This is a genomic window from Streptosporangium sp. H16 (assembly GCF_051918855.1).
Lineage (GTDB): Bacteria > Actinomycetota > Actinomycetes > Streptosporangiales > Streptosporangiaceae > Streptosporangium.
In genome coordinates this window covers 1-7662 of the sequence record NZ_JBPXMD010000079.1, presented here as the reverse complement: position 1 = coordinate 7662, position 7662 = coordinate 1, and the positions used below count along the sequence as shown (strand labels likewise).

Below are 7662 nucleotides of genomic sequence, written 5' to 3'. Positions count from 1 at the left end.
GGATCGCGGCGCGGCGCGCAGGCGTTCGGCCTCGGCTCGGCGCTCGCTTCGGCGATGCTCAAGGTGGTCGACGCGCTCCCCGAAAGCTATCGGGACACCGCGGCCGGCGCGGCCCAGCGATTGCTCATCGACCCGGAGACCGACCTCCTTTCGCGTCGGCTGGTCGCTGAGGAGGCGCCTGACGCCATCGTGGCCGAGGTCCTGCGCGCGGCGTATCGCCGGCGGATGGAGTGTCGGGCGGGTTCGGGCAGTTTGGGGTGCTTGCCCTTGAGCTTGCCGTTCTTCTTCGCCAGCGCCATGCCCTCGCGGGTGCGCAGGTGCCCGAGGTTGGCCTCGAACTCGGCGACCATGGCGAGGGTCTACAGGAACAGCCGCCCGAACGGGTCGCTTCAGTCGTAGACGGACGCGCCCAGCCCGAAGTGGACGCCGCGTCCTGACAGACCGGTGAGCAGGTCGTTGGCCTCGGCCATGTTGCGGGCGAACCGGTCGAACTTCGTCACCGTGAACACGCTGCCGTCCCAGACGGCGGCCAGGGCCTGTCGAGGCCGGCGCGGTTGCGGCGGGTGGTGCCGGAGAAGCCGTGGTCGATGTAGATGCGGTCCTCGGGGACGCCGAGGGCCAGGAGCTGTTCGGTCTGGATGATGACGTCTTGTTCGTCGGTGGAGCAGCGCGCGTAGCCGACCCGGGTCCCGTTCACGCGTTCAAGTGTTCCGGATAGGGGGCCTTCACCGAAACGGTACGCGGAACACCTATACGGAACACCCTGACCTGGGGCGGTTGTCCGGGCGGTTGGTGTTCCGTTGGGGGATCCTCGATTGAGACAGTCAAGATTGCAGTCGCACTTCATGGCGGCTGGCAACATCCGTCACTGCAGGTAGCCGTGTCAGCTATCGGCGGGTGTTTGTGCCACTGGTTGTCCTTGAGGAGTTGTTGTGTGCGGGTGAGGAATGCCTGGCGGACCTCTTCTGGGTGCAGTATCTGGAGTGGTCGGCCGAGGCTGAGCAGGTAGCGGGCCAGGCCGTCGGCGTCTGGCCCGCCGATGTCGATAATCGTGGCGTCATCGCCGTCCGGGTGGTGGACGCCGACCGTTAGTGGTACCAGCCTACGGGCCTCATCGGCCGGTACGGCCAGGCGGATGGTCACCCGCACCGGGTAGGGCCTCAGCGCGACGCCCGTGCTGACCATCTGTGCCGGATCTGGCGGGTCGGGCAGGGCAGTGGCCTGCCCGGTGGCTGTGGCATCGATGATGCGATCGGTGCGGAAGGTGCGCCAGTCCTGCCGCGTCAGGTCGTAGGCGAGGAGATACCAGCGGCGGCCGGTGTAGATGAGCCGGTAGGGGTCCACTCGGCGGGTGGACGTCGTTCCGGCCCGGTCGCGGTAGGTCAACTGGGTGCGTTCGCCTCGCCGGCACGCGGTGGCCAGGTCGAGCAGCAGCGCGGGGGAGATCTGGCTGTCGTCGGGTCGTGCGGTGTGGGTGAACGCGGCGTCCAGCTCGCCGAGCCGGTCGGCGATCCTGGCCGGCAGCACCTGGCGTAGTTTCAGCAGCGCCGACAGGGCTGCCTGGTCGCTGCCGGAGACTCCGCTGAAGGCGGCGGTGCGCAGCCCGACGGCGACCGCGAGGGCCTCCTCCTCGTCAAGGATCAGTGGCGGAATGCTGGTTCCAGGCCCGAGGTGGTAGCCGCCCCATGGGCCCATCTCCGATTCGATGCCGTAGCCGAGTTCACGTAGCCGGGCGATGTCCCGGCGAACCGTCCGTTCGGTGATCTCCAGCTGGGCGGAAAGATCAGCGCACGTCCAGGACTGCCGCGTTGACAGCAAAGACAGCAGCCGCAGCAGCCGTGCCGAGGTGTTGACCACGGCTAACAGTCTGCTCGATAACCAGGACCGTTTCTGACCGGGTCATACCGTAACGTCGCCGGCATGACCGAGAACTCCTCGGCCGAAAAGTCCATTACGACGACGATGACCTCCGCCAAGGTGCGTCAGATGACGGGCCCGGATGGGCGCACGTAACCGACGAGGGGCAGGACCCATGGAAGCACGCATGAAAAGCGTGGCGAATCCCGACGTGATCACAGCGATCCAGCATCTCCACAAGGCGATTCACGCCGGTGGCGTCGACCCGATCGTGCTCGAGCTGGTCCATCTGCGGGCCAGCCAGATCAACGGCTGCAGCCCGTGTGTGTTCGCCGGCGTCCAGTCGGCGAAGAAGCATGGAGAGACCGAGGAGCGGCTGCACAACGTGGTCGCCTGGCGCGAGACGCCGTTCTTCGCCGAGGAGGAGCGGGCAGCGCTCGCGCTGACCGAGGCCGCCACCCGGATCCAGGACGGCGCGCCGGGCGTGACCGACGAGATCTGGGATGCTGCTGCCACCCACTTCGACGAGAACCAGATGTCCGCGATCATCCTGAACATCGCAATCACCAACTTCTTCAACCGGATCAACCACACGATCCGGGAGCAGGCCGGCAAGACCTGGTGAAGGCGGGCGGGGGTCATCCGTCCAGAGGCCGCGGTGGCGACGTGGCGAAGGACGTGATCGGCCAGCTCGACCGCTGACCGATCCAGCGCCACTTCCGGCAGGCCTCCGTCCTGGGCTCCCACCTTCGGGTGACCGCCGACAACCATCCCTTTGATGATCATCAGGGGCGCATGACGATGAGCAACGAACTACTGGAACTGACTGTTACCGATGCCCGAGCCTGGCGGGAGTGGCTCAGCAGGCACCACGACAGCTCGGCAGGGGTGTGGCTGGTCCTCGCCAAGCAGAACACGACCCGGCCCACCAGCCTGACCTATGACCAGGCGCTCGACGAAGCCCTGTGCCACGGCTGGATCGATGGTCGGCTACGACGGCGGGATGAGATCACCTTCTGCCGGCACTTCACCCCTCGCGGAAGGCAAAGTCCCTGGTCAGCGCGGAACGTTTCCATCGTCACCCGTCTGCTCAGCGAGGGCCGGATGCATCCGGCCGGAATGACCGAGGTCGAACGCGCCAAGGCCGACGGCCGCTGGGACACGGCCTACGCGGGACAAGCCGGCATCGAGGTACCAGCCGACCTGGCCGCCGCATTGGCCGCGAAACCCCAGGCACAAGCTATGTTCGACATCCTCACCTCCCAAAACCGCTACGCCATTCTCTATCGGATCGCGAACGCCAAACGCGCCGAGACCCGAGCCCGCCGTATCACCCAGTTCGTTGACATGCTCGCCCGCGGCGAGGCGATCCACCCACAAAAGCGCGCCCTCGGCAGTTGAATACGGGCCCACTCCTCTGGACGGCGACTGGGAGTTGGTGGGGAACAAGACGGGGGCGACCCGTCTGGGGTTCGGCCTGATGTTGAAGTTCTTCGAGCAGGAGGGCCGGTTCCCGCGGCACGTGGGTGAGCTGCCCAAGGCTGCGGTGGACTATGTGGCCGGCCAGGTGAAGGCCGAGCTGGCGTTGCTGGCGGAGTACGACTGGTCGGGCCGGTCGATCGAGCGACACCGGGCCCAGGTGCGGGAGGCGCTGGGGTTCCGGGAGTCGACCCGGGCGGATGAGGATGTGCTGGCTGAGTGGCTCGGCAATACCGACAGGTCCAACTGGTCGGCGTCCATCGCGCGCAGCCACGCCAGCTTGTCGATCGAGGTCTTCACCGCCGTCGCTGACGCCTCGGTCTCGGGCTTGGTCAGCCACTCCAACCGCGTACACCCCAGCCCGGCATCGACCTTGAGCAACAGAGCCAGATCCGAGCGGACCTGCTGGGTCAGCAGGTGCGCCACCTTGTGCGAGGCCAGCTCACCGGCCGCCGCCCGGGCCGCGCCGACCATCTTCGCCAACGTGATCGCCCCAGGCCGGATCACCTTGGCCGACATCAGATACTCGCGCGCCAGGTTGAACAACAACGTCGGCGAATCGTGCTCCATGGCCCGGTCGGTGAGGAACTGTTCCAGTTCCTTCATCTCCTGGCTGCCTGCAGCGGCGGTCTTCCAGCCCAGGTACTTGGGACCTGACCCAGGTGGTCCGACCGGGTATGGGCCCGCCGTCCATAGACCCGCAACGCCCCCGGCGCCAGGCCCAGCGCCGTGGCGAGCCGCGCCACCGCCTCCGGCGGAGCCGACGCCACGTCGTCGGGCACGAACCCGAGCCAGGGCCAGGGCCCCGGCGTTGATTCGCTATATCCCGATTCGTCGGATTGATCAGATGGCGTAGACGGCGAAGGCGTCGTCGTGGTTGAGGAGGTCACGGCGGGCGTGGGCGATGTTGGCGCGGCCAGCCATCCGGGCAGTGCTGATCGCCAGGTTTCTGAAGCCGGCGAGCGCCTTGGGTGCGGTTCCCGTCCTGGCCTGGGAGTGATCCTCCCGGAATGTCACGCCACAAACCCAATGGAGACGGTTTTCCACACCCCAGTGCGCCCGTTCATAATGGTTGAGGTGGTCGGGTGGAGCCAGGGTGGCGGGCATGCTGGTGATGCCGTACACGATCTCCTTGCTGATCCAGACGCCGTCCAGATCGCCGACATCGCGGCGGAGCCGGAAGGCTTGGCGGGTGCCGGGGAACAGGGCGTCGTCTGCTTCGGCAGTGCGGATGGTGCGGCGTTCGATGCGGTCGTGCCCGTGATCGTCATCAATGGCGGTGGTCGCGCTCCAGTCGACGTCCGGGCCGGTCAGCAGGACTTGAGCGGCGGCGCGGGCCAGCGGCTGGTTGCCCTTCAAAATGAGCATTATGTGAGATGAAAATCGGGCGGGGGCCGACACCAGCCCACCCGCGCCAGCACCGGCCGACACCACTGCTTCGCGGCGCATCAGCTGCCGCACTCGGTGCCCCGGCGGCGGGCTCCTGGGTGTTGAGGCCAGCTGGGACCGGTATGCGGCAAGGCGGTCAGCGGCGGCTCGGGGAGGTCACTAAGGTCGGGGCGTGCGGTCACGCAGTGAGGCCGTTCGGCGAGTGAGGGAGACGATGTCGGCGACGCGACTGCTGGTCCTCGGCGTAGTACGGCTGCTTGGCCAGGCACATGGTTATCTGGTCGGCGCCGAATTGGAGTCGTGGGAGGCCGAGCGATGGGCCGGCCTCAGGTCGGGATCGATCTACCACGCCCTGCGTCAACTGGCCAAGGATGGGTTGGTGGACGTCACCGAGGTGCATGAGTGGCCCGGCCGCGTCGACTACGCCATCAACGATAAGGGTGAGGCGGAGTTCCTGCGGCTGCTCAGGACCGCGTTGAGCGTGCCCGACCGGCGTCCGGAAGTGTTCGGCGCGGCTCTGGTATTGCTGCCGGCGCTGCCGAAGGAGGAAACGATCGCACTGCTCAAGGAGCGGTTGCGCGCGTTGAAGGACGAGGAGGCGCGGATCGCGGCCGCGATCCGCGAGGGAACGCGGCCGCAACACCTGGCGAGGCTGTTCGACCTGCGCGCGCAGCAGGCGGCGGGCGATGCGGCATGGACGCAGGGCTTGATCGTACGGCTGGAACGGGGTGAGGAGTCGGCCTGACTGGCCGGCCGCCAGTTTGACGGTGGACAGGCAAGTGCCTCATAGTTCGTTAACCAAATTTGGTTAAACAAATTTGGTTAACCCTCTCCGAAGGAGTTCCATGCGCGTCCGTACAGCAGCAGCAGCACTCCTCCTGACCCTCACCGCACCCCCACAAGCGGCTGAAGCCGCCACCACCGCCTGCAAACCCGTACGCGCTAACGTGGCGATGACCTCCGGCGGCCTCTCCGACCAGCGCGTGGCCGGCACCCTGTGCCTGCCACGCGGCCGTGCCGCCACCGTTCAGCTGCTCATCCCCGGCGGCTTCTACGGCCAGGCGTACTGGCAGGCGCGCGGCGACCGGCGGCAGCCTTCCTACGTCGAGACGATGACCGCCGCCGGCTACGCCACCCTGGCCATCGACCGGCTCGGCACCGGCGCGAGCACCCACCCGCCCAGCACCCGCTTTCGGCAGGACACGCACCAGATCGTCCTGCGCCAGCTCATCAAACAACTGCGCGAGGGCCGCCTCGGCGGCGGCCGCTTCACCAAGGTCGTCCTGGTCGGCCACTCGCTGGGCTCCACCCTGGCCCGCACCCTCGCCGCCGCCCATCCAGCCGAGATCGACGGCGTCATCCTCACCGGCGAGTCGAGCGCGCCCAACCAGAGCGCCTTCGAGCAGATGGGTGCGCAGATCTACCGCGCGGCCGACGACCCGCGCTTCGCCAAGCAAGGGCTCGACGACGGCTACCTCACTACCCGGCCCGGCATGCGGGCCACCTGGTTCTACCACCGGCCCAACGCCGCCCCCCACGTCATCGCCGCCGACGAGGCCACCAAGACCACCGACGTCTTCCCGGCCGACGACTCCTACACCCCGCCCTCCATCAACAAGAACATCCAGGTGCCAGTGCTGATCGTCACCGGCGAACATGACCGGCTGCTCATCCCGGCCCGCTCGTCCGCCGCGCTACGCGCCCAGGAGGCCCCCTTCTATGGCCCCCGTGCGCAACTGGAGGCCATCATGGTCCCGGGCACCGGACACGTGCTCAATGCGCACCGCACCGCGTCCGGCTGGTTCTCCAAGGCTCGAGACTGGGCCGACCGCCGCGTGGGCGGAGCGGCCCGTTGAGTCACGAGCCCATCGACAGCCCGACCACGTGGGTGGCCAACCACGTCAAGAAATACGTCGAGTCCGACGGCGCCCACGGCCACCTCTTCCATGGCGCGCCCACCCTGCTGATCACCACCGTCGGCCGCCGCTCAGGGCTGCCCCGCCGGACCGCACTTATCTACGGTCGCGACGGCGAGCGCTATCTGGTGGTGGCCTCCAACGGCGGCGCCCCCGACCATCCGCTCTGGTTCCACAACCTGCTCACCCAACCGTGGGTCCGGGTACAGATCGGCGCCGACGTGTTCGACGCGGTGGCCCGGCCCGTGACCAGCGATGAGCGACCCCGCCTGTGGGAGGTCATGGTCGAGATCTGGCCGCACTACACGGGCTACCAGCGAAAGGCGGCGAGAGAGATCCCGGTCGTGGTCATCGAGCGGGCGGCCATCGCGCGCGCTCGATGAGCTGGACGAACAGGCTTAGCGTACGTTTCGTTCCTCCACGCAGAGGGCCGATGCGGCCGAGCCTGTGACTTTGCGCGCTTGATGTCGTCGTTTCTTGCTCGACCTCCTCCCGAACGTGTCCCAAGCGCCAACTAGCGACGCGGTCCTGTTCTCGGAAGTGCCGAGCTGAGGTTTCGCCTCTCAGCCATGCATGTTCCCAGAAGCCGTGGCCGTCTCCGCTTCCGAGAACATGAGTCCGATGAGCTGCGCAGATCTGCTCACCTTGGGGCTGGGGCCGCGTTCGGGAGGAGGACGCCAACTCCTACCGCTCAAACTTGATGGCAGTCCCTCAAACTTCGATGGCACAGGACACCGGGCATGGCATGGTCACCGGGCCCTGCGCTGTCTTCAGTGTCCGTTCCGCCTGAAAGTGGTGAGAGTCCGGCACGCTGAGCTGGGAGATGTCAGGTTGGCCCGGACAACCCTCTGTGTCAGGCTCACGTGGGACACACGGTATGAAAGTTCTCAGTGTGGGATGAGTAGGGCGAGACTGATGTAGCAGACTGTGACGATGACGAAGCAGAGCAATCGTCAATACCTGTGGATCAAGATCTTTTAAGCGGCTGCGGATGAGACTCGGTCGTCGGGTCGTTCGACGA

Annotated in this window: 8 protein-coding genes and 3 pseudogenes; 7 read left to right on the top strand and 4 right to left on the bottom strand. The window is 67.0% G+C overall.

What is annotated here, in order from left to right:
- Window positions 1–216, top strand: a pseudogene (locus ACTOQ2_RS43525) (DNA-binding transcriptional regulator); the annotation flags it as partial.
- Between the two features lie 280 nt (window positions 217–496).
- On the opposite strand, the gene ACTOQ2_RS43520 reads toward ACTOQ2_RS43525, so the two are convergent.
- A complete protein-coding gene (locus tag ACTOQ2_RS43520; protein WP_440107843.1) occupies window positions 497–697 on the bottom strand; it encodes a recombinase family protein in 201 nt (66 codons plus the stop codon).
- Window positions 698–843: 146 nt separating this feature from the next.
- Window positions 844–1857, bottom strand: coding sequence for a helix-turn-helix transcriptional regulator (locus tag ACTOQ2_RS43515; protein WP_440107841.1), 1014 nt, complete (start codon window positions 1855–1857; stop codon window positions 844–846).
- Between the two features lie 175 nt (window positions 1858–2032).
- On the opposite strand from ACTOQ2_RS43515, the gene ACTOQ2_RS43510 reads away from it, so the two are divergent.
- The 3 genes and pseudogenes from ACTOQ2_RS43510 to ACTOQ2_RS43500 form a co-directional block, all read left to right on the top strand.
- Entirely contained in the window at window positions 2033–2482 is a 450-nt protein-coding gene (locus tag ACTOQ2_RS43510) for a carboxymuconolactone decarboxylase family protein (protein WP_440107839.1), read from the top strand.
- Window positions 2483–2610: 128 nt separating this feature from the next.
- Window positions 2611–3258 (top strand): YdeI/OmpD-associated family protein, encoded by a 648-nt coding sequence (locus tag ACTOQ2_RS43505; RefSeq protein WP_440107837.1) that lies wholly within the window; start codon window positions 2611–2613, stop codon window positions 3256–3258.
- Between the two features lie 79 nt (window positions 3259–3337).
- Window positions 3338–3505, top strand: a pseudogene (locus ACTOQ2_RS43500) (DUF4158 domain-containing protein); the annotation flags it as partial.
- A 302-nt stretch (window positions 3506–3807) separates the two neighbouring features.
- Here the strand turns inward: ACTOQ2_RS43500 and ACTOQ2_RS43495 are convergent.
- Together ACTOQ2_RS43495 and ACTOQ2_RS43490 are read right to left on the bottom strand one after the other, a co-directional pair.
- Window positions 3808–3978 (bottom strand): annotated as a pseudogene (locus tag ACTOQ2_RS43495) (DUF4158 domain-containing protein); the annotation flags it as partial.
- Window positions 3979–4179: 201 nt separating this feature from the next.
- On the bottom strand, window positions 4180–4704 hold the full coding sequence (locus ACTOQ2_RS43490) for an ISAs1 family transposase (protein WP_440107835.1): 525 nt from the start codon (window positions 4702–4704) through the stop codon (window positions 4180–4182).
- Between the two features lie 235 nt (window positions 4705–4939).
- Here ACTOQ2_RS43490 and ACTOQ2_RS43485 point away from each other — a divergent pair, with 235 nt between their 5' ends.
- From ACTOQ2_RS43485 to ACTOQ2_RS43475, 3 genes are all read left to right on the top strand, one after another.
- A complete protein-coding gene (locus tag ACTOQ2_RS43485; protein WP_440107833.1) occupies window positions 4940–5470 on the top strand; it encodes a PadR family transcriptional regulator in 531 nt (176 codons plus the stop codon).
- Between the two features lie 100 nt (window positions 5471–5570).
- Window positions 5571–6581 (top strand): alpha/beta hydrolase, encoded by a 1011-nt coding sequence (locus tag ACTOQ2_RS43480; RefSeq protein WP_440107831.1) that lies wholly within the window; start codon window positions 5571–5573, stop codon window positions 6579–6581.
- The gene (locus ACTOQ2_RS43475; protein ID WP_440107829.1) at window positions 6578–7024 is read left to right on the top strand and encodes a nitroreductase family deazaflavin-dependent oxidoreductase; all 447 of its coding nucleotides are present in this window, start codon (window positions 6578–6580) and stop codon (window positions 7022–7024) included. Before ACTOQ2_RS43480 ends, ACTOQ2_RS43475 begins: the two co-directional genes overlap by 4 nt.
- The last annotated feature ends 638 nt before the right edge of the window (window positions 7025–7662 follow it).

Coding starts and splice junctions, on each gene's coding strand:
- ACTOQ2_RS43510 (WP_440107839.1), top strand. CDS start 2,033: ATGGAAGCACGCATGAAAAGCGTGGCGAATCCCGACGTGATCACAGCG.
- ACTOQ2_RS43485 (WP_440107833.1), top strand. CDS start 4,940: ATGTCGGCGACGCGACTGCTGGTCCTCGGCGTAGTACGGCTGCTTGGC.
- ACTOQ2_RS43490 (WP_440107835.1), bottom strand. CDS start 4,704: ATGCTCATTTTGAAGGGCAACCAGCCGCTGGCCCGCGCCGCCGCTCAA.
- ACTOQ2_RS43480 (WP_440107831.1), top strand. CDS start 5,571: ATGCGCGTCCGTACAGCAGCAGCAGCACTCCTCCTGACCCTCACCGCA.